At 68.0% G+C, this 16,992-nt stretch carries 14 protein-coding genes and 1 pseudogene; 7 read left to right on the top strand and 8 right to left on the bottom strand.

Going from position 1 to position 16,992, the window contains the following annotated elements:
• Positions 1-80: 80 nt before the first annotated feature.
• From AC3WRI_RS13430 to AC3WRI_RS13420, 3 genes are all read left to right on the top strand, one after another.
• Positions 81-1,418 carry an ABC transporter substrate-binding protein gene (locus AC3WRI_RS13430; protein ID WP_010814874.1) on the top strand — a complete coding sequence of 446 codons (1,338 nt, stop codon included), beginning with the start codon at positions 81-83 and terminating at the stop codon, positions 1,416-1,418.
• A 78-nt stretch (positions 1,419-1,496) separates the two neighbouring features.
• A complete protein-coding gene (locus tag AC3WRI_RS13425) occupies positions 1,497-2,315 on the top strand; it encodes an ABC transporter ATP-binding protein (RefSeq protein WP_010814873.1) in 819 nt (272 codons plus the stop codon).
• An 86-nt stretch (positions 2,316-2,401) separates the two neighbouring features.
• Positions 2,402-3,652: a phenylacetate--CoA ligase family protein gene (locus tag AC3WRI_RS13420; RefSeq protein ID WP_011614446.1), complete on the top strand. Its 1,251-nt coding sequence runs from the start codon at positions 2,402-2,404 to the stop codon at positions 3,650-3,652.
• Between the two features lie 48 nt (positions 3,653-3,700).
• On the opposite strand, the gene AC3WRI_RS13415 is transcribed toward AC3WRI_RS13420, so the two are convergent.
• The 8 genes and pseudogenes from AC3WRI_RS13415 to AC3WRI_RS13380 form a co-directional block, all read right to left on the bottom strand.
• Positions 3,701-4,069, bottom strand: a complete 369-nt coding sequence (locus tag AC3WRI_RS13415; RefSeq protein ID WP_439671757.1) for a YbaN family protein — start codon at positions 4,067-4,069, stop codon at positions 3,701-3,703.
• A 119-nt stretch (positions 4,070-4,188) separates the two neighbouring features.
• Complete coding sequence (locus AC3WRI_RS13410; RefSeq protein ID WP_010814870.1) at positions 4,189-5,166, bottom strand: NAD(P)H-dependent flavin oxidoreductase; 978 nt, start codon at positions 5,164-5,166, stop codon at positions 4,189-4,191.
• 126 nt (positions 5,167-5,292) lie between these two features.
• Complete coding sequence (creC, locus tag AC3WRI_RS13405) at positions 5,293-6,729, bottom strand: two-component system sensor histidine kinase CreC (protein ID WP_492293413.1); 1,437 nt, start codon at positions 6,727-6,729, stop codon at positions 5,293-5,295.
• A gap of 9 nt (positions 6,730-6,738) precedes the next feature.
• Complete coding sequence (creB, locus tag AC3WRI_RS13400; RefSeq protein WP_492293412.1) at positions 6,739-7,437, bottom strand: two-component system response regulator CreB; 699 nt, start codon at positions 7,435-7,437, stop codon at positions 6,739-6,741.
• Positions 7,438-7,687: 250 nt separating this feature from the next.
• Complete coding sequence (locus tag AC3WRI_RS13395) at positions 7,688-8,815, bottom strand: NAD(P)/FAD-dependent oxidoreductase (protein ID WP_010814867.1); 1,128 nt, start codon at positions 8,813-8,815, stop codon at positions 7,688-7,690.
• 238 nt (positions 8,816-9,053) lie between these two features.
• Entirely contained in the window at positions 9,054-10,379 is a 1,326-nt protein-coding gene (locus AC3WRI_RS13390) for a sigma-54-dependent transcriptional regulator (RefSeq protein ID WP_041687124.1), read from the bottom strand.
• 8 nt (positions 10,380-10,387) lie between these two features.
• Positions 10,388-12,390: pseudogene (locus AC3WRI_RS13385) on the bottom strand (sensor histidine kinase).
• Between the two features lie 82 nt (positions 12,391-12,472).
• Positions 12,473-13,774: a dicarboxylate/amino acid:cation symporter gene (locus AC3WRI_RS13380; RefSeq protein ID WP_492293422.1), complete on the bottom strand. Its 1,302-nt coding sequence runs from the start codon at positions 13,772-13,774 to the stop codon at positions 12,473-12,475.
• Positions 13,775-14,164: 390 nt separating this feature from the next.
• Here AC3WRI_RS13380 and AC3WRI_RS13375 point away from each other — a divergent pair, with 390 nt between their 5' ends.
• From AC3WRI_RS13375 to AC3WRI_RS13360, 4 genes are all read left to right on the top strand, one after another.
• The gene (locus AC3WRI_RS13375; RefSeq protein WP_010814863.1) at positions 14,165-14,485 is read left to right on the top strand and encodes a (2Fe-2S) ferredoxin domain-containing protein; all 321 of its coding nucleotides are present in this window, start codon (positions 14,165-14,167) and stop codon (positions 14,483-14,485) included.
• A 148-nt stretch (positions 14,486-14,633) separates the two neighbouring features.
• The gene (locus AC3WRI_RS13370; protein ID WP_010814862.1) at positions 14,634-15,275 is read left to right on the top strand and encodes an alpha/beta hydrolase; all 642 of its coding nucleotides are present in this window, start codon (positions 14,634-14,636) and stop codon (positions 15,273-15,275) included.
• A gap of 62 nt (positions 15,276-15,337) precedes the next feature.
• On the top strand, positions 15,338-16,537 hold the full coding sequence (locus tag AC3WRI_RS13365; protein WP_010814861.1) for a D-alanyl-D-alanine carboxypeptidase family protein: 1,200 nt from the start codon (positions 15,338-15,340) through the stop codon (positions 16,535-16,537).
• 61 nt (positions 16,538-16,598) lie between these two features.
• The gene (locus AC3WRI_RS13360) at positions 16,599-16,904 is read left to right on the top strand and encodes a YbeD family protein (protein ID WP_010814860.1); all 306 of its coding nucleotides are present in this window, start codon (positions 16,599-16,601) and stop codon (positions 16,902-16,904) included.
• Positions 16,905-16,992: the final 88 nt, after the last annotated feature.

The raw sequence follows: 16,992 nt of genomic DNA, 5'->3' as shown, positions 1-16,992 counted from the left end.
CCTGTATTACCGCAGTTCCTGTGTGAAGTTCTGAAGCTTACGCATAACGAAACGCTCCCTTGAGGGCGATGGAGACTGTCATGACCAACCTGATTCGCAATGTGCAACGCGCCGCCCTGGTGGTCAGCGCCGCGGCGGCACTGCTGGCGCCGGCGGCGCCGGCCATGGCGCAGAGCAACGAGCAGTTCGTGGCGCTGCCAAGCTACCGCGTGGGGCCGTATGGCGCCAACGGCCAGTCCTGGTATGGCGGCTTCATCGACTACCTCAACTACGTCAACCTGAAGGAAGGCGGGGTCAACGGCGTCAAGCTGTCGTGGGAAGAGTGCGAGACCGAGTACAACAACGCCAAGGGCGTGGAGTGCTATGAACGCCTGAAGTCCAAGAACGCCACCACCAAGGGCACGGCCTACCACGCCATGTCCACCGGCATCTCGTACGCGCTGGTCGACAAGACCGCTGCCGACAAGGTGCCGCTGGTGATGATGGGCTACGGCCGCACCGACGCGGTGGATGGCTCGGTGTTCCCGTATGCGTTCCCGCTGGTGACTACGTACCAGATGCAGGTCTCGGCCATCGTCAAGTACCTGGCCTCGAAGAACGGCGGCTCGCTGGCCGGCAAGAAGATCGTCTACCTGTATCACGACTCGGCCTATGGCAAGGAGCCGATCGTGGCGCTGCAGGCCGAGGCCAAGCTGGGCAAGTTCAACCTGGTGGAGATCCCGGTGGCGCACCCCGGCAACGAGCAGGGCGCGCAGTGGCTGAAGATTCGCCAGGAGAACCCCGACTACGTGATCTTCTGGGGCTGGGGCGTGATGAACCAGACCGCGCTGAAGGCCGCGCAGAAGGTGGGTTTTGCGCGCGACAAGATAATCGGCTCGTGGTGGGCCGGCTCGGAGGAAGACACGGTGCCGGCGGGTGATGCCTCCAAGGGCTACATGAGCGCCACCTGGAACGTGGCGGGCCGCAACGTGCCGCTGATCGCCGATATCGAGAAGGTGGTCTACGGTGCCGGCAAGGGCAATATGCAGGACAAGAACAAGGTGGGTTCGGTGCTGTACAACCGCGGCGTGTCGGCGGCGGTGGTGACGGTGGAAGCGGTGCGCGTGGCGCAGGCCAAGTTCGGCAAGGGCAAGCCCATGACCGGCGAGCAGATGCGCTGGGCCTTCGAGAACCTGAACCTGACCAACGCGCGCCTGCAGCAACTGGGCGCGACCGGCCTGCTGCCCGAGATCAAGACCAGCTGCGACAACCACGAGGGCTCGGGCAAGGTGAAGATCCAGCAGTGGGACGGCACCAAGTGGGTGGTGGTGTCGGACTGGATCGAGGGCAACAAGGGCCTGATCCACCCGCTGTTCAAGGCCACGGCGGCGCAGTACGCGAAGGAGAAGGGGATTACGCCGGCTTGTTCGAAGTCCTGATAGCAACCTGGCGGGCATGCGGTGCCTGGCGCCGCGTGCTCGCCTGAGCCGAACCGTCTTACCAACACGAGCCGCACCATGAGCCTTCTGTCCGTCAACAATATCGAAGTCATCTACGATCACGTGATCCTGGTGCTCAAGGGCGTCTCGCTCGAAGTGCCGGAAGGCAAGATCGTGGCGCTGCTCGGCGCCAACGGCGCGGGCAAGACCACCACGCTCAAGGCCATCTCCAACCTGCTGCAGGCCGAGCGCGGCGATGTCACCAAGGGCTCGATCGAATATCGCGGCGACCGCGTCGACCAGCTCACGCCCAACGACCTGGTGCGCCGCGGCGTGATCCAGGTGATGGAAGGGCGCCACTGCTTCGCGCACCTGACCATCGAAGAGAACCTGCTCACCGGTGCCTACACGCGCGGCCTGTCGCGCGGCCAGACGCGCGACGAGCTGGAAAAGATCTACGAATACTTCCCGCGGCTGAAGACGCGCCGCAAGTCGCAGGCCGGCTACACCTCCGGCGGCGAGCAGCAGATGTGCGCGATCGGCCGGGCCATGATGGCCAAGCCCGCGATGATCCTGCTGGACGAGCCTTCGATGGGGCTGGCGCCGCAGATCGTCGAGGAGATCTTCGAGATCGTGCGCGGCCTGAATTCGCGCGAGAACGTCAGCTTCCTGCTGGCCGAGCAGAACACCATGGTGGCGCTGCGCTATGCCGACTACGGCTACATCCTGGAAAACGGCCGCGTGGTGATGGACGGCGACGCCGAGTCGCTGCGCACCAACGAGGACGTCAAGGAGTTCTACCTGGGCGTGGCCGCCAACGATGCGGACGACGGTGCCGGGCGCAAGTCGTTCCGCGATGTGAAGAGCTACCGGCGCCGCAAGCGCTGGCTGGCGTAGGCACCCGACCGATTTCATCCGGCATTGCCACCACGCGCCCAGCGGCGCGGCGGCATGCCGCATCCCATTCCCTGACGCATAGCACCATGCCAGAACACTTCGATTCGCTCGAAACCCGCGCGCCGGAAGTCCGCGAGCAGGCGCTCCTTGCCGCCCTGGCACGCCAGGTGGCCCATGCGCGCGACAACGCGCCTTACTTTGCCGAGATGCTGGGCGGCGTCGACCCGCGGCTGCTGAGCTCGCGCGCGGCGCTGGCGGCGCTGCCGGTCACGCGCAAGTCGGACCTGACCGCGCGCCAGCGCGCACTGCCGCCGCTGGGCGGGCTCAACGCCACGCCGCTGGGCAAGCTGCGCCATGTGTTCCAGTCGCCCGGCCCGATCCATGAACCCGACGGCCATGACGCCGACTGGTGGCGCGTGGCCCGCGCCATGCATGCGGCGGGCTTCCGCGCCGGCGAGCTGGTCTACAACACCTTCTCCTACCACTTCACCCCGGCCGGCATGATGATGGAGACCGGCGCGCACCGGCTGGGCTGCTGCGTGTTCCCGGCCGGCGTCGGCCAGACCGATTCGCAGGTGCAGGCGCTGGCCAGCCTGCAGCCCACGGCCTACGCCGGCACGCCGTCGTTCCTGAAGCTGCTGCTGGAGCGCGGCGACGAGCTGGGCACGCCCTGCACCAGCCTGGCCAAGGCGCTGGTCTCGGGCGAGGCGCTGCCGCCGTCGCTGCGTGCCTGGTTCCAGGCGCGCGGCGTGCGCGTGCAGCAGATGTATGGCACCGCGGATGTCGGCCTGATTGCCTATGAGACCGAGGGCGGCGATGGCTGGGTGGTGGACGAGGGCGTGCTGGTAGAGATCGTCGAGCCCGGCGGTTCCCGGCCGATGCCCGAGGGCGAGACCGGCGAGGTGGTGGTGACGGTGCTGGGCAACGGCGACTACCCGCTGATCCGCTTCGGCACCGGCGACCTCTCGGCCATCGTGGCGGAGTCGTCGCAGCGGCCCAGCCCGTGCGGGCGCACCAATATCCGACTCAAGGGCTGGCTGGGCCGTGCCGACCAGGCCACCAAGGTCAAGGGCATGTTCGTGCATCCCGGGCAGGTGGCAGACGTGCTGCGGCGGCATCCGGAGATCCGCGCGGCGCGGCTGGTGGTGACTGGCGACCCAGGCGCGGACGTGATGACGCTGCGCTGCGAGGCTACGCGCGAGGATGGTGACTTGCAGCGTGCGGTGGCGGAATCGCTGCGCGAAGTGATGCGGCTGCGCGGTGAAGTAGCTTTCGTTGCGGCGGGGTCGTTGCCGCAGGATGGGAAGCTGATCGAGGATGCGCGGCGATACGACTGAAGACAAGTCAAAGGCCCCGCATGGGCGGGGCCTTTGATGCAGGGCAGGTCAGGACTTCCCCCCCTCCACCGGCCGCGTCGGCAGCCTGACCATCCACACGCTCACCCCCACCGCACAAGCCAGCAGCGCCGCCGAAGCAATCGGCCGCGCCCGCAGCAGCCACGCGGTCGTCCCCATCGACGCCCACATCATCGACAACGCCAGGCATTTGGCCCGGAAGGGAATGCTGCGATAGCGCTGCCAGTCACTGACCAGCGGCCCGAAGCGGGGATGCCCCAGCAGCCATTCATGGAAGCGTTGTGACCCCCGCGCGAAGCATGCCGCGGCCAGCAGCACGAATGGCGTGGTCGGCAGCACCGGCAGGAAGATGCCGATCACCCCCAGCAGCAGGAAGACCGCGCCCAGCACCACCCACATGGCGCGCAGCGCCTGCTGCCGGCGGCTCAACGTGGCGTCGGAATCGGGCGGGGTGGTGGAGCTTGGACCAGGCAATGGTTGAATGAAGGGCCGCAATAGCGGCCCGGTAAAAACCTCGGTTAGCGCGCGATACCCAGGCGCGCCTTGGCGGCATCGTACTCCGCTTTCATGCGCGCGACGATTTCGCCGGCGGTGGGGATGTCGTGGATCTGGCCCACGCCCTGGCCGGCGCCCCAGACGTCCTTCCATGCCTTGGCCTTGGAGGCGCCGCTGGAGAAGTCCATCTTGCTCTTGTCGGCCACCGGCAGGTTGTCCGGATCCAGCCCCACGTTGCTGATGCTTTCGCGGATGTAGTTGCCGTGCACGCCGGTGAACAGGTTGGTGTAGATGATATCGGCGGCGGCCGAGCTGGTGATCGACTGCTTGTACGATTCCGCCGCGTGGGCCTCCTGCGAGGCGATAAAGCGCGTGCCGACGTAGGCAAAGTCCGCGCCCATGGCCTGCGCGGCCAGCACCGCCTCGCCGGTGGCGATCGAGCCCGACAGCGCGATCGGGCCGTCGAAGATCTTGCGCACCTCGCCCACCAGCGCGAACGGCGACAGCATGCCGGCATGGCCGCCGGCGCCGGCGGCCACCAGGATCAGGCCGTCGACGCCGGCCTCGATCGCCTTCTCGGCATGGCGCATGCTGATCACGTCGTGCAGCACGATGCCGCCATAGCTGTGCACCGCGTCGATCATTTCCTTGACCGGTGCGCGCAGCGAGGTGATGAAGATCGGCACCTTGTGGTCCACGCACACCTTTACGTCGTGTTCGAGCCGCGCGTTCGAGGTATGCACGATCTGGTTGACCGCGACCGGGCCCACCTGCGCGCCCGGGTTGGCGGCCTTGAAGGTGGCCAGCTCGCCTTCGATCTGGGTGAGCCACTCGTCGAGCAGCTCCGCCGGGCGCGCATTGAGCGCCGGGAATGAGCCGACGATGCCGGCCTTGCACTGCGCCAGCACCAGCTCCGGGTAGCTGACGATGAACATGGGCGAGGCGATGACGGGCAGGGCCAGGTTCTGCAGGGCCTGGGGCAGTTGCTTGGCGGCGGGCATGGTGTCTCCTGAACTACTGACGGGCACAGTGCAGGTGCCCTAAATGAACGGTCGTTCGATTATAGGGAGTTTCAGCGCGGTCACGTTAGAAGCCCCAGTCTATGCCGGTCCGGTCACCTCGTCGAACTACCCGGCCGGAAGGGTCAGTTCCGCCAGCGCGCCGCCGCCGGGGCGGTTGGCCAGCGTTACATCGCCATCATGCAACGTTGCCACCTCGCGTGCAAAGCACAGGCCCAGGCCGGTGCTCTTGTCCGCACCGTGCGGGCGTGGCAGCGAGTAGAAGCGCTCGAACACGCGCGGCAGCGCGTAGTCGGGGATGCCCGGGCCCTGGTCGGCGACGGCGATGGCCAGCGCGCCGCCGCGGCGCTCCAGCCGCACCATGACTTCGCTGTCCGGCGGGGCGAAATCGATGGCATTCTCCAGCAGGTTGGCGATGGCCTGGCGCAGCAGGAACGGATCGCCGGCGACCAGGTCCGGGCTGGCGTCGGCGGCCAGCCGCAGCGTGACGCCGCGCTGGCGCGCGCGCGGTTCCAGCTCGCTGCCCAGTTGCGCCAGCAGCGGCGCCAGCCGCACCGGCTCGCGCACTTCCAGGCGCTGGCGCTGCTCGACATCGGCCAGTGCCAGCAGCTTGCGGATCATGGTTTCAAGCCGCCCGGATTGTGCACGGATATTGGCGACGAAGCGCTGGCGGTCCGCCGCCGGCATCTCTTCCTGCAGCAGCTCGGCGGCGCCGCCGATCGCGGCCAGCGGGCTCTTCATCTCATGGGTCAGCGTGTGGATGTAGTGCTCGACATACTGCTTGTCTTCCAGCCGCTCGCGCATGCCCTGCACCGCACGGCCCAGCTCGGCCAGCTCGCTGCCGCCGCGCAGCGGCATCTCCGCGCGCTCGCCGGCCGCCACCGCGCGCGCATACCCGCGCAGCCGGCCAAGTCCATGCGCCAGCCACAGCGTGCAGGCCAGCCCGATCACGCAGGCAGCGCCGATCAGCAGGCCGCCGTAGAGCAGGATCTTGCGCTGGCTGCGCTCGATGAAGGGCGCCATCGCCGCATTGGGCTTGGCCACGGTCAGCACGCCGATGATGCGCTCGCCGTCCGCGTCGCGTATTGGCGCGGCCACGTGCATCACGGTGCTGGCGTCGTCGTCGGGGTCGGTGCGCGTGCTGCGTGCGCCGTACTTGCCGCGCAGCGTCAGGTAGACATCGTTCCAGCGCGAATAGTCGCGGCCCACGTCAGTACCGGTGGAGTCAAAGCGCACGATGCCGTTGGCATCGGTCACGTAGACGCGGTAGCCGATGCTGTCCTTGTGCAGGCCCGACACATCGGCATTCACCGCCACATCGCGCAGCGCCGCCATGTGCCGCGCGAAATCGCCGTCGGCAATGCGTCCGGCCTTCATGTCGTCGGCGGCAAGCGCCGCCAGCACGTGCGCGGTGTCGATCAGCGTGTCTTCCATGGCCTGGCGCACGCCGGGCTTGACCTCCTGCACAAACACGCGCAGCGTCAGCACCGTGGCCAGTCCCACGATCAGGAAGAAGCCGAAGAAGATGCGCAGGCCGATATGCATGGCGTGCGCTCAGGGTTCCAGCGAATAGCCCATGCCGCGATGGGTGCGGATGCGCTCGGCGCCGTCGGCGGAACCCTCCCGCAGCTTGGCGCGCAGGGTCTTGATATGGGTGTCGACGGTGCGGTCGCTGGTGTCGAGTGCATCTTCCCAGACGCACTCCATCAGCTGCGCGCGCGAGTAGATGCGGCCCGGATGTGTCACCAGCCAGGCCAGCAGCAGGTACTCGTAGCGGGTCAGCTCCAGCCAGCGGCCGCGGTAGGCCAGGCGCGCGCCGTCCTTGTCGTGCGTGAAGCCGGCAACTTCGTCGCTCTTCGCCGCGGTAGCACCGCCGCCGCGCGCCCGGCGCAGGATGGCGCGCACGCGCGCGGCCAGCTCGCGCGGCGAGAAGGGCTTGACCACGTAGTCGTCGGCGCCGATTTCCAGCCCGACGATGCGGTCGATCTCTTCATGGCGCGCGGTCAGGAAGACCACCGGCGCATTGCTGAACGTGCGTAGCGTGCGGCAGACCTCGAAACCGCTCAGATCCGGCAGGCCCACGTCCAGGATTACCAGGTCGGCCGCGCCGGCGCGCATGCGCTCGAGCGCGACGCCGCCGAGCGTGCAGTGCTCGGCCAGCATGCCGTCGGTGCGCAAGGCATAGAGGATGGTGTCGGCGATGGCCTGCTCGTCTTCCACCACCAGGATCCGCGGTTGTTCCATGCCCGGCATTTTAGTCCACTGAATCACTGAAATCGGTCGGCGCCTGCCATGTCATGCGGGCGCATCGCGTCGTTGCAAATGCTCGCAATAGCCGTGCTATTGCGGCGCCCTGCCCTTGCAGGGCGCACATGCGCTTGCAAGCGCATGCCGCTACGCAGGCGGATTGCCATGCAATCCGAAACCCCTGCTTCGCCCTAGCGCTGCATCCCGCATGACATGTCCTTCGCCTCCCATTTCAGTGATTCAGTGGACCAGCCGGTCAGGCGCTGGTGGCTGCGCGCGGCGGCGGCGCGGGATCCTCGCCTCGGCGCTTGTGGAAATAGATCTGCTCCGCCGCCCAGCGCAGCGGCGGCGAGTACAGCATCAGGTCGAAGGGCCAGTCGCACTGGAAGCGGTCGAACATCCAGCGCAGCGCACGTTTGGCGCGAAAGCGCGGCGCGCCGGCGGTGGCGACCGCTTCCGGGGCCGGGCCGCCGCGCAGCAGGTGCGCGGCCACGGCCTGGCCGACCGACTCGCCATGGGCAAAGGCATAGTGGATGCCCCCGGCGGTGACCGGCGACACGATGCCGGCGGCATCTCCCGTCAGGATCACGCCGTCGCGCGCCAGCGGGAAGGCCGGGCCGCCGCATGGGATCAGCCCCGCGCGCGTCGCCGCAGGCTGCGCCAGTTGCGGCAGGCCGGCGCGCTCGCGCACATGCGCCAGCAGACCGTCCAGGTCTGGCGCGCGGCCGTGCCGAGGCAGGTAGCGCAGCGCCAGGCCGGCCTGCACGCCGGTGGGGTTCTGCGCGATCCAGCCGATATAGCCGGGTGCGAAGCGCCGGGTGATGAAGCAGTGCAGCGCGCCCGGCTCGGGCAGCGCCAGTCCCGGGAACTCATACTCCACGCCATACAGGAAGCTGTGCACGCGCCCCAGCCCGGCACACTGGGCCACGCGCGATTTCGCGCCATCCGCGCCGACCAGATAGCGCGTATTGCCCACGCCGGTCACATGCCAACCGCCGTTGCGCGGCACCGCGCCCACGAACGCCTGGCCCAGGCGCAGCTCGACCCGGTGGCGCACCAGCTCGGCGGCCAGCCAGCGCATCAGGCGCGGCGTATCGGTGGTGTGGAAATAATAGCCGGGCGCACTCAGGTCGATGCTGCGCAGCCTGGGCGAGTACAGCCGCACCTGCTCCACGCGGTGCACGCAATCGGCCGGCGCGCGGCCCAGCCAGGTCTGCTCGATGGCTTCCTTGACCAGGATGCCGGTGGTGTGGAGCTTGTCGCCGGGATCGGTCTTGCGTTCCAGCACCAGCACGCGCAGGCCGGCGCGCGCCGCGGCCAGGGCGCAGGCGGCGCCGGCAAAGCTGGCGCCGGCGATGACGATGTCGTAGTCGAAGGAGGGCATGGCGGGTCCCGGAGATGGCAGGGCTCCAGTCTGGCCAGCGGGGGTGAGGGGAATGTGTGGCGAGTGTGAAGTGGCGGGGCGGGGTGCACAACCCAAAAAAACGCCCCGCATACGCGGGGCCGTCAATTACCACGAAGATTGATACACACGGCGGGCACCTGCCAATGCCGCAGCCGCCATCGAAGAATAGGCCGCCAATGTGACGGCGGCATGGCAGCGCAATGAAGGCAGCATGACATCACAGCCCGTAGCGCTTGATTTTGTCATAGAGCGTGGCCTTGCCGACTTGCAGCAAGTCCGCCGCCTGGCTGACAGCGCCGCCGGTGCGTGCCAGTGCATCCGCAATCACCGCGCGCTCGAAGTGCTCCATCCGCTCTCGCAGCGGCGCGGTTTCATCGGGGCCCGCGGCCTGCGCACCTGCCTGCCCGCCCTCCGGCACGCCCAGCACCATCCGATCCGCCGCATTGCGCAGCTCGCGCACATTGCCCGGCCAGGGACGCTGGGCCAGTGCCTGGCGTTGCGCCTCGGACAGGATCGGCGCCGGCCGCTGGTAGCGCACCGCGGACACCAGCGAGAAATGCTCGAACAGCGGCACGATGTCCTCGCGCCGCTCGCGCAGCGGCGGCAGCGCGATGGTGACCACGTTCAGCCGGTAATACAGGTCCTCGCGGAAGCTGCCCTGTACCACCAGCGCATCCATGTCGCCCTTGGCCGCGGCGACGATGCGCACATCGATCTTCACCGAGGCATTCGACCCCAGCCGCTCCAGCGAGCCTTCCTGCAGTACCCGCAGCAGCTTGACCTGCAGCGCCAGCGGCATGCTCTCGATCTCGTCGAGGAAGAGCGTGCCGCCCGAGGCATGCTCGAGCTTGCCGATGCGGCGCTTGCCGGCCCCGGTGAAGGCGCCGGCCTCGTGGCCGAACATCTCGCTCTCGAAGATGGCCTCGGGCACCGCGCCGCAGTTCAGCGCGATAAACGGGCCTTCGGCGCGGCCGGACAGCGCGTGCAGGCTGCGCGCCACCAGTTCCTTGCCGGTGCCGGTCTCGCCGTTGATCATCACCGGCACGTCGGTGGGCGCGACATTGGCCACCAGCGCGCGCACCTGCCCGATCGCGGGCGAGCGGCCGATGATGCGCGTGCCCGCCGCGGGGCCGGCCAGTTCGCGGCGCAGCGCCTGGTTTTCCAGTTCCAGCGCGCGGCGTTCCAGCGCGCGGCGCACAGTGTCGGTGAGGCGGTCGGCGCCGAAGGGCTTTTCGATAAAGTCGTAGGCGCCTTCGCGCATGGCTTGCACGGCCATGGTGATGTCGCCGTGGCCGGTCACCAGGATCACCGGCACGCCCGGCGCGGCGTTGCGGCAGTGCTGCAGCAGGTCCAGCCCGCTGGCGCCGGGCAGGCGCACGTCGGTCACCACCACGCCGGCAAAGGCGCCGTGCAGGTGCGGGATCGCGGCCTCGGCGGAGGGCAGCGCCAGCACCGCGAAGCCGGCCAGCTCCAGGCTTTGCGCGGTGGCCTGGCGCACCAGCGGCTCGTCTTCGACAAACAGGACACGCAGACCGTCTTGCATGGCAATACTCATTGAGAGGCGGAAACCGATGGCGCCGGATCGATGGCGGGGGCGCGCGCCAGCACCAGCGTGAACTGCGCGCCGCCGCCGGGCACGTTGGCCACGCTCAGCTGGCCGTTGAACTCGCGCACGATCGACGACGAGATCGCCAGCCCCAGCCCCAGACCCTGCCCGGTTTCCTTGGTGGTGAAGAAGGGTTCGAACAGGCGCGGCAGCGCTTGCGGCGCGATGCCGGTGCCGTTGTCGCACACGACGATGGTGACGGCGTGGTCTTCTGCCTGCACCTCGAGATCGATCTGTCCCTGCGCCGGTGCGGCCGCCGCAATCGCATCCAGCGCGTTGCCGAGCAGGTTCAGCAGCACTTGCTCCAGCTTCAGCTCATCGGCGCGCACGGCCAGCCCGGGCAGGGCGTCCAGGCCGGTGACGTTGACGGTGACCGCGCCAAGGCGCGGTGCCAGCAGCGCCAGCACATGATCGACCGCGGCGCGCAGCGCGACCGGCCGGTGCACCGGGCGCGCCTTGCCGGCGAACAGCTTGAGCTGCCCGGTGATCTTGCCCATGCGCTCGGTCAGGTCGGCAATGGCGGTCAGGTTGCCTTCGGCCGCGGCCAGCTGGCCGCGCTCCAGCAGCACGCGGGTGTTGTCCGAGAACGTGCGCAGCGCCGCCAGCGGCTGGTTCAGCTCATGCGTGATGCCGGCCGCCATCTGCCCCAGCGCGGCCAGCTTGCTGGCCTGCACCAGTTCGTCCTGGGCCGCGCGCAGCTCGCTTTCAGCACGGGTACGCTCGGCCACTTCATCTTCCAGCTTTTCATTGATCGCCATCAGGTCGGCGGTGCGGGCCTCGACGCGGCGCTCCAGCTGGTCGTAGGCGGCCTCAAGCAGGCGGCGGCTGTACTGCATGTCGCGCGCGCGCTGGCGGCGCTGGCGCCAGTTGACCAGCAGCAGGCAGATGCAGGCATAGGCCAGCGCCGCCGCCACGGTGGCGTTGCGCGCATTGGCCAGCACCGGCTCCAGCGGCGCCATCACCTGCATGGTCCAGCCAGCCGCGCCGACCGTGCGGTCCAGTTCCAGGTAGCGGGGGGGCCGGTGCGTTCGGCGCCGTCCGGGGCAGAGGTGGTCTTGCTGGCGGGCGATTCGTCGCGCACGCGCACCAGCCGCGCGCCGTCGGCCAGCGTGGTGTCCGCCAGCCAGCGCGTGACCGGCGAGGTCAGCGGCTCCAGCGGCAGCGGCGTCACCGCGCGGCCGTGGTACTGGCGTGTCTTTTCCATCTCGGCCTGCAGCGGCGGCGGCAGCGGGCGCAGGGTGCGGTACTGCCAGGCCGATACTGACGACAGGAAGATCACGCCATGGTCGTCACTGACCATCAGCGGCTCGGCGCCGCTGCCGGCGCGCTGGAACCACTCCAGGTTGAGCTTGACCACGGTCACGCCGATGACCTTGCCGCCGGACTCGACCGGCTGCGCGAGGTAGTAGCCGGGCTCGTCGCTGGTGATGCCGATGGCATAGAAGCGCCCCATCTTGCCGCCCGCGGCGGTCTGGAAGTAGGGGCGGAAGCGGTAGTCTGTGCCGACAAAGCTGCCGGGCTGGCCGTGGTTGCTGGCCGCCAGCGCAATGCCGTTGGCGGCGATCACATAAGTGGCCGAGGCATGCGCGCGGCGGTTGACCTCCGCCAGGTACTGGTTGGCGGCGGCCACGCGTTGCGGGTCGTCGGGGGAGTCCAGCAGCCCGCGCACGAAGGGGTGCAGCGAGACCAGCGCGGGCAGGAATTCGTAGCGGTCGAGGGTGCTTTCCAGCGTGGCGGCGTAGCGGTCGGCGCGCGTGGCCGTGCTTTGCTGGAGGCTGGCCAGGCCGCGCTGGACCGAGACCAGCCAGGTCAGCGCGCACAGCAGCAGGAGACCCGCGGCCAGCGCCACGGCAAAGCCCCACCACCGCCCGCTGCCGACGTCCGGCGCGTGGGCCGGACGGGTGGCGGCGGGGTCATGCACGGCGAGAAAATCGTCTGAGTGGGTCATCGGCGCGCGCGGGGGCTGTCGCGCCGATGATACCTGCTGGCGGGCGGCCGGGGCAGCCGTCCGCGCAGCGGTGGTGGCGCCCTCAGCGGACGCCCTGGCCCACGTCGGCAAGATCCGCCACATCGCCGCTGCCGCCGTTCAGCACGCTGGCCAGGCGCTCGCGGTCAAGCTCGCGCTCCCATGCCGAGACCACCACCGTGGCCACGCCGTTGCCGATGATGTTGGTCAGCGCGCGGCACTCGCTCATGAAGCGGTCGATGCCGAGGATCAGCACCATGCCCGCCACGGGGATGGTCGGCACCACCGCCAGCGTCGCGGCCAGTGTGATGAAGCCCGAGCCGGTCACGCCGCTGGCGCCCTTGGAGGTGATCATCGCCACCGCCAGGATGGTCAGCTGCTGCATCAGCGTCAGCTCGATGCCGGTGGCCTGCGCGATGAAGATCACCGCCATCGTCATGTAGATGTTGGTGCCGTCCAGGTTGAACGAATAGCCGGTGGGTACCACCAGGCCCACCACCGAGCGCGAGCAGCCGAGCTTTTCCAGCTTCTCCATCATGTGCGGCAGCGCCGCTTCCGACGAGCTGGTGCCCAGCACGATCAGCAGCTCTTCCTTGATGTACGAGATGAAGCGCACGATGCTGAAGCCGGTCATGCGTGCGATCGTGCCCAGCACCACCAGCACGAAGATGATGGCCGTGAAGTAGAAGGTGCCGATCAGCTTGAGCAGCGGCACCAGCGAGCCCAGGCCGTACTTGCCGATGGTGAACGCCATCGCGCCGAAGGCGCCGATCGGGGCCACCTTGGTGATCACGTGGACGATATGGAAGAACACCTTGGAGACCTGCTCGATCAGCTGCACCACGATGCGCGCGCGTTCGCCGAGCACGGCCAGCGCGGCGCCGAAGAACAGCGACACCAGCAGGATCTGCAGGATGTCGCCGTTGGCAAAGGCGCTGAAGACCGTGTCCGGGATGATGTGCATCAGGAACTCGACCGTGCTCTGGCCGTGCGCCTTGGACACGTACTGGGCAATCGCCTTGGTGTCCAGCGTGGCCGGGTCGATGTTGAAGCCCACGCCCGGCTTGAGCAGGTGCGCGGCGCCCAGCCCGATCAGCAATGCGAAGGTCGACACCACCTCGAAGTACAGCAGCGCCTTGCCGCCGACGCGGCCGACCTTCTTCATGTCGCTCATGCCGGCGATGCCGGTCACCACGGTGCAGAAGATGATCGGGCCGATGATCATCTTGATCAGCTTGATAAAGCCATCGCCGAGCGGCTTCATGGCCACGCCGGTGTCGGGCCAGTAGTGGCCGAGCAGGATGCCGACGCAGATGGCGAACAGGACCTGCACGTACAGGATCTTGTAGAAGGGTTTTCTCATGATGTCGTCCTCGGTGTTGACCGTACCCGGGCGCTATCGCTCGGGCCGCGCGCCGTCACGGTTGCGGCGCGTTCAGGGACGGGAATTCGCAACCGCCGTGCCAGTCAAACCGGCATTGCTAACTGGTTGATTCACAAGGAAACACCGGCCCGGCAGGGGCGCGCGGCCTCCGGGATTCCGGAAATCCGGACGGCGCGACTCCGGGGTTTCGGAATGCCGGATGCATCTCAGGTGCGCGAAGCGCCACCCGATGGGGGCCGGCGGCAACTTAGACCGCCGTGCCAGGGCGCCGCCATCGCGGCCATGCCGCCGCGACACCGTATAATTCCGAGCTTCCGTTCAATGCCGTCCGGGCCGTGCCGCCGTCCGGGGCCGCCTTCTCACACCGTACGCATGAGCAGCTACTACCAGCACCACGTCTTCTTCTGCCTGAACCAGCGCGAGGCCGGCGAGAACTGCTGCGCCAACCACAACGCCCAGGCGATGCAGGAATACGCCAAGAAGCGTTGCAAGGAACTGGGCATCGCCGGCGGCGAAGGCCGCGTGCGCATCAACAAGGCAGGCTGCCTGAACCGTTGTGAACTCGGCCCGGTGCTGGTGGTCTACCCCGAGGCCATCTGGTACACCTTTGTCGACGAGCACGACATCGATGAAATCATCGACAGCCACCTGATGAAGGGCAAGCCTGTCGAACGGCTGATGGTGGACCGCTGAACCAACCGAAGCCGGCGCATGCCGGCTTGTTGCTTCCCTGTTTTGCCGCTTTGCCGTATTGCTCCGCCGCCCGCCAGCCGGACGGTTTTTTCATTTTTGCCCGGGCTTCCCGCCGGGCGCTGGCTTCACCGCCATCCTGACCGCCATCATGAACGCGCATACCCAGGTACTTTCCATCGCCGGTCCCGCCGGTGCGATCGATCTCTCGGTAGACCTGCCGCAAGGTGAGCCGCGCGGCCTGGCGCTGGTAGCGCATCCGCATCCGCTGTTCGGCGGCACCAAGGACAACAAGGTCGCGCAGACGCTGGCGCGCAGCTTTGTGCAACTGGGCTATGCCACGGTGCGCCCCAACTTCCGCGGCGTCGGCGGCAGCGCCGGCGAGCATGACAACGGCATCGCCGAGCAGGACGACCTGCTGGCCGTGGTGGCCTGGATGCGCCAGCAGACCGCGTGGTCGGCACAGGCCGCAACGCTGCCGCTGGCCATGGGCGGGTTCTCGTTCGGCAGCTTCGTCACCACCCACGTGGCGCGCCGCCTGGCCGAGGCCGGCACGCCCGCGCAGCGCCTGGTGCTGGTGGGCACCGCCGCCAGCCGCTGGCAGGTAGCCGAGGTGCCGGCCGACACCATCGTGATCCATGGCGAACAGGACGACACCGTGCCGCTGGCCAGCGTGTTCGACTGGGCCCGCCCGCAGGAGCTGCCGGTGATCGTGATCCCCGGCGCCGACCATTTCTTTCACCGCAAGCTGCACCTGATCAAGCAGCTCGTCGTCAATGCGTGGGACCGGTGAGGCCGGCACGCCGCCACCCGGACCATCCCCGCGCCACCTTCTTACTGTCGGAAAACAGAAACATGCTGAATCGAGCCACGACACGCCTTTCGTCCGCTTTTGCTCCCGCCGCCATCGCCGCCGCCATCGTGCTGGCCGCCGCGCCTGCCGCCGTCCTGGCGCAGGGCGTGCCGATGCCGCAAGTCGCAGCCAAGTCGTGGATGCTGTATGACGTGACCAGCGGCCAGGCCCTGGCGTCGCAGAATGCCGATGCGCGCATCGAGCCGGCCTCGCTGACCAAGCTGATGACCGCCTACCTGGCGTTCGAGGCACTCAAGGAAAAGCGCCTGACGCTGGACCAGGCGGTGGTGCCGACCAGCGTGGTGCTCAAGGTCAAAAGCGACGAGTCGCGCATGTTCATCGAGCCCAACAAGCCGGTCACCGTGCAGGACCTGCTGCTGGGCCTGATCGTGCAGTCGGGCAACGACGCCGCGCTGGCGCTGGCCGAAGCCGTGGGCGGCTCGGAAGAGGGCTTCGTCGCGATGATGAACCGCGAGGCCCAGCGCATGGGCATGAAGAACACCCACTTCACCAACACCGACGGCATTCCCGACCCGAACCACTACACCACCGCGGTCGACCTGGCCACGCTGACCACGCGCCTGATCAAGGACTTTCCCGAGTACTACGCCATGTACTCGCAGAAGGAGTTCACCTATAACAAGATCAGGCAGCCCAACCGCAACCGCCTGCTGTACATCGACCCGACCGTGGACGGCGTCAAGACCGGCCACACCAAGTCCGCCGGCTACTGCCTGATCTCGTCGGCCAAGCGGCCGCTGGCCAACGTGCCGGACGGCTCGCGCCGCCTGATCTCGATCGTGATCGGCACCACCACCGAACAGGTGCGCACCCAGGAAAGCCTGAAGATCCTCAACTACGGCTTCCAGTTCTTCGACACGCTGCGCCTGTACGACAAGGGCCAGGTGCTGGCCACGCCGGACATCTACAAGGGCAAGAGCGGCACGGTCAAGATCGGCGTGCAGAACGAGACCTTCGTCACCGTGCCCAAGGGCACCGGCGGACGCCTCAAGCCGGTGCTGGAGCGCCAGGAACTGCTGATCGCGCCGATCTCGGCAGGCCAGCAGGTGGGCATGGTCAAGCTGATGGACGGCACCAACAAGGTGGCGGAGTTCCCGGTGGTGGCGCTGGAAGAAGTGCCCGAGGCCGGCTTCTTCGGCCGCCTGTGGGACACCATCCGCCTGTGGTTCAAGCGCAAGTGACCTGAATGCGCGTAAGCCGGCGCGCCATGCGGCGCGCCGGTTTCGTGCCGGAGAATCCGACATGACAACCGACAAGCAAGGCAGCAACAAGCCGGGCGACATCCCGCCGGAGCAGTCGCTGATCGAATACCCCAGCCACTTTCCCATCAAGGTGATGGGCGCGATGCAGGACGGCTTTGCCGAGGCCATCGTCACGCTGGTGCAGGAGTTCGATCCCGACTTCCACGCCGGCAAGATGGAAATGCGCCCCTCCAGCGGCGGCAACTACCTGGGCCTGACCGTGACGGTGTGGGTCACCAGCCGCGAGCAGCTCGACGACTTGTATCGGGCGCTGACTTCGCATCCGATGGTGAAGGTCGTCCTCTAACCTGTCCTTCCCGCATTGTTTTCTCCCCTCTCCCGCGCGCGGGAGAGGGGAGTCGCCTTGATGCGTTCGCGCCAGTTTCAATTGCTGG

The organism is Cupriavidus sp. FW305-27 (assembly GCF_058787995.1).
This window is presented reverse-complemented; position numbering and strand designations above follow the sequence as displayed.

Bases quoted from the DNA above. Each gene is read 5' to 3' on its own strand.
- AC3WRI_RS13430 (WP_010814874.1), top strand. From the start codon at position 81: ATGACCAACCTGATTCGCAATGTGCAACGCGCCGCCCTGGTGGTCAGC.
- AC3WRI_RS13425 (WP_010814873.1), top strand. From the start codon at position 1,497: ATGAGCCTTCTGTCCGTCAACAATATCGAAGTCATCTACGATCACGTG.
- AC3WRI_RS13420 (WP_011614446.1), top strand. From the start codon at position 2,402: ATGCCAGAACACTTCGATTCGCTCGAAACCCGCGCGCCGGAAGTCCGC.
- AC3WRI_RS13415 (WP_439671757.1), bottom strand. From the start codon at position 4,069: ATGTGGGTGGTGCTGGGCGCGGTCTTCCTGCTGCTGGGGGTGATCGGC.
- AC3WRI_RS13410 (WP_010814870.1), bottom strand. From the start codon at position 5,166: ATGCCCGCCGCCAAGCAACTGCCCCAGGCCCTGCAGAACCTGGCCCTG.
- creC (WP_492293413.1), bottom strand. From the start codon at position 6,729: ATGCATATCGGCCTGCGCATCTTCTTCGGCTTCTTCCTGATCGTGGGA.
- creB (WP_492293412.1), bottom strand. From the start codon at position 7,437: ATGCCGGGCATGGAACAACCGCGGATCCTGGTGGTGGAAGACGAGCAG.
- AC3WRI_RS13395 (WP_010814867.1), bottom strand. From the start codon at position 8,815: ATGCCCTCCTTCGACTACGACATCGTCATCGCCGGCGCCAGCTTTGCC.
- AC3WRI_RS13390 (WP_041687124.1), bottom strand. From the start codon at position 10,379: ATGCAAGACGGTCTGCGTGTCCTGTTTGTCGAAGACGAGCCGCTGGTG.
- AC3WRI_RS13375 (WP_010814863.1), top strand. From the start codon at position 14,165: ATGAGCAGCTACTACCAGCACCACGTCTTCTTCTGCCTGAACCAGCGC.
- AC3WRI_RS13370 (WP_010814862.1), top strand. From the start codon at position 14,634: ATGAACGCGCATACCCAGGTACTTTCCATCGCCGGTCCCGCCGGTGCG.
- AC3WRI_RS13365 (WP_010814861.1), top strand. From the start codon at position 15,338: ATGCTGAATCGAGCCACGACACGCCTTTCGTCCGCTTTTGCTCCCGCC.
- AC3WRI_RS13360 (WP_010814860.1), top strand. From the start codon at position 16,599: ATGACAACCGACAAGCAAGGCAGCAACAAGCCGGGCGACATCCCGCCG.